General features: G+C 67.3%; 4 protein-coding genes. 3 read left to right on the top strand and 1 reads right to left on the bottom strand.

The genetic code is table 11. From position 1 onward, the window contains the following. Window positions 1-351 (top strand): low molecular weight phosphatase family protein (locus RMO97_RS00205; protein ID WP_310538555.1); only part of this gene is annotated, 351 nt, incomplete at its 5' end. On the opposite strand, the gene RMO97_RS00200 is transcribed toward RMO97_RS00205, so the two are convergent. Continuing rightward, a complete protein-coding gene (locus RMO97_RS00200; RefSeq protein ID WP_310538554.1) occupies window positions 348-1,094 on the bottom strand; it encodes a hypothetical protein in 747 nt (248 codons plus the stop codon). The two genes, RMO97_RS00205 and RMO97_RS00200, sit on opposite strands and share 4 nt — an antisense overlap. Window positions 1,095-1,228: 134 nt before the next feature. Here RMO97_RS00200 and infA point away from each other — a divergent pair, with 134 nt between their 5' ends. Together infA and RMO97_RS00190 are read left to right on the top strand one after the other, a co-directional pair. Further along, the gene (gene infA, locus RMO97_RS00195; protein WP_215341158.1) at window positions 1,229-1,447 is read left to right on the top strand and encodes a translation initiation factor IF-1; all 219 of its coding nucleotides are present in this window, start codon (window positions 1,229-1,231) and stop codon (window positions 1,445-1,447) included. Window positions 1,448-1,463: 16 nt separating this feature from the next. Further along, window positions 1,464-2,045: a Maf family nucleotide pyrophosphatase gene (locus RMO97_RS00190; protein ID WP_310538553.1), complete on the top strand. Its 582-nt coding sequence runs from the start codon at window positions 1,464-1,466 to the stop codon at window positions 2,043-2,045. Window positions 2,046-2,108: the final 63 nt, after the last annotated feature.

The raw sequence follows: 2,108 nt of genomic DNA, 5'->3' as shown, positions 1-2,108 counted from the left end.
GCCCTGGGCGACCGGGTCTATGTGGACAGCTGCGGCCTCAAGCGGGACGCGGCCGACGGCGCCGATCCCTTCGTCGAGGCGGTGATGGCCGAACTCAGCGTCGACCTGACCGATCATCGGCCCAAGACCTTCGACGACCTGGACGACTCCTCCTTCGACCTGGTGGTTTCGCTGACGCCGGAGTCGCAGCATCGGGCCGTGGAGATGACCCGGGGCCGGGCTGCCGAGATCGAGTACTGGCCGACCTTTGACCCCACCCTGGTGGAAGGGTCGCGGGAGGCGAGGCTGGCGGCCTACCGCGAAGTGCGCGACACGCTCGCGGCCCACATCGCCCAGCGGTTTCCGCGCTAGCCGCGCATCCAGGCGAGATCATCGCCCCAGGCGTCGAAGACCGGCCCGTGGCTGGCGGCTCGGAACAGGAGCTCGGTGTCACGAAGCAGGCGCCCGAGGGTTTTCGGGTCTGGGTCCAGCAGGGCAGGGGCCTGGAGGGCCAAGGCCTGGCCTGAGCTGAGCGGGTGCTCGGTCAGTTCCCATGCCAGATACTTGTAGAACGGCCGCAGCCGACCGCCATTGAGGGCGAAGAGGGCGTCCAGCATGGGCGCGATCGCTTCCGCCGCCTCCAGGCGCGCGGCGAGGGGCAAGCCGTCGCGCAGACACTTCAGGGCGCGATAGGTCTGGTTGAGATAGTGATCCAACGACCGATCGACGAAACCCGCGATTTCCAGATCGGGGACGCGGGCCTTTTCATCGATGATCTGCTGGCACAGGCCCTCCGTCCGATCCACCAGCACTCGTACATGGGTAAAGCTGTAGCGGTCCCAGGCGTCCGCCCCGCCCCAGGCGGCATGGGCGCGAAGGCCATCCATGGTCATCACCGAGCAGTCGGTCAACCCGTGGGCCCGTTTTGCGTGACGCGTGCGCCAGGTCTCGAAGGCTTCGTCGCGGACGATCAGCACACAGTCGTAGTCCGACGCCGCGGTCTCCCGCGCCTTGCCACGCGAGCCGGTCAGCCAGAAGGCCAGGACTTCGGACTGGGTCTCCGCCAGCTCCAGAAGTTCGAAGTATCGGGGGCGTTCAGTGGCGTGATCGCTCAATTCTCTCACTTTCCGGCCGTGGCATTCGACCGTGCGGCGGGCTCCGCGTTATGATAGAGGCCTCTCCCACGGCTCGCGCCCTTCGATTCAGGCGTGGGCCGTTCGACTTTTATCGGCGTCTATTTGGAGCCTGCATGGCTAAAGAAGAACTTTTAGAGTTTCCGGGCACGGTGAGTGAAGTCCTGCCCAACGCGACCTTCCGCGTGAAGCTCGAGAACGATCACGAGATCATCGCCCACACCGCCGGCAAGATGCGCAAGAACCGCATCCGGGTCTCGGCCGGCGACAAGGTCCTGGTGGAGATGACCCCATACGACCTGTCCAAGGGCCGCATCACCTTCCGCGTCCGCTAGCGGGCGTTCGCCCCCGATGACGACGCCGCGCCTGGTGCTGGCCTCCGCGAGCCCCAGGCGGCTCGATCTCCTGGCCCAGATCGATCTCAGACCGGACGCCGTGGTGGCCGCCGAGATCGACGAAACCCCCCTTCCCAACGAGACGCCGCGCCTGCTGGCGCTGCGGCTGGCCGTGGCCAAGGCGGCCAAGGTCGCCGCCGAGCAGCCGGACGCCTATGTGCTGGCCGCCGACACGGTGGTGGCCGTGGGGCGCCGTGTCCTGCCCAAGGTGGAAACCGAAGCCGAGGGCCGCAGGTGCCTCAAACTGCTGTCGGGCCGGGCCCACAAGGTGCTGACCGCCGTGGCTCTGCAGGCTCCCGATGGCCGCGCCATCAGTCGGCTGGTGGAGAGCCGCCTGCACTTCAAGCGCCTGAACACCGCCGATATCACCGCCTATCTCGCGTCCGGCGAGGGGATCGGCAAGGCCGGCGGCTATGCCATCCAGGGCCGGGCCGGCGCCTTCGTCATGTCCCTGCAAGGTTCCTATCCGGCGGTGGTCGGCCTGCCGCTCTATGAGACGCTCAACCTGCTGACCGGCCTGGGATACGTGCGGCCATGAGCGTGCGGAAACTCTATCTGGACCGGGGAATCGGTGAGACCCGCGGCGTCGTGACCTTGGACG

It is taken from the genome of Phenylobacterium sp. (genome assembly GCF_031425575.1).
In the GTDB taxonomy this organism is placed as follows: domain Bacteria; phylum Pseudomonadota; class Alphaproteobacteria; order Caulobacterales; family Caulobacteraceae; genus Phenylobacterium.
This window is presented reverse-complemented; position numbering and strand designations above follow the sequence as displayed.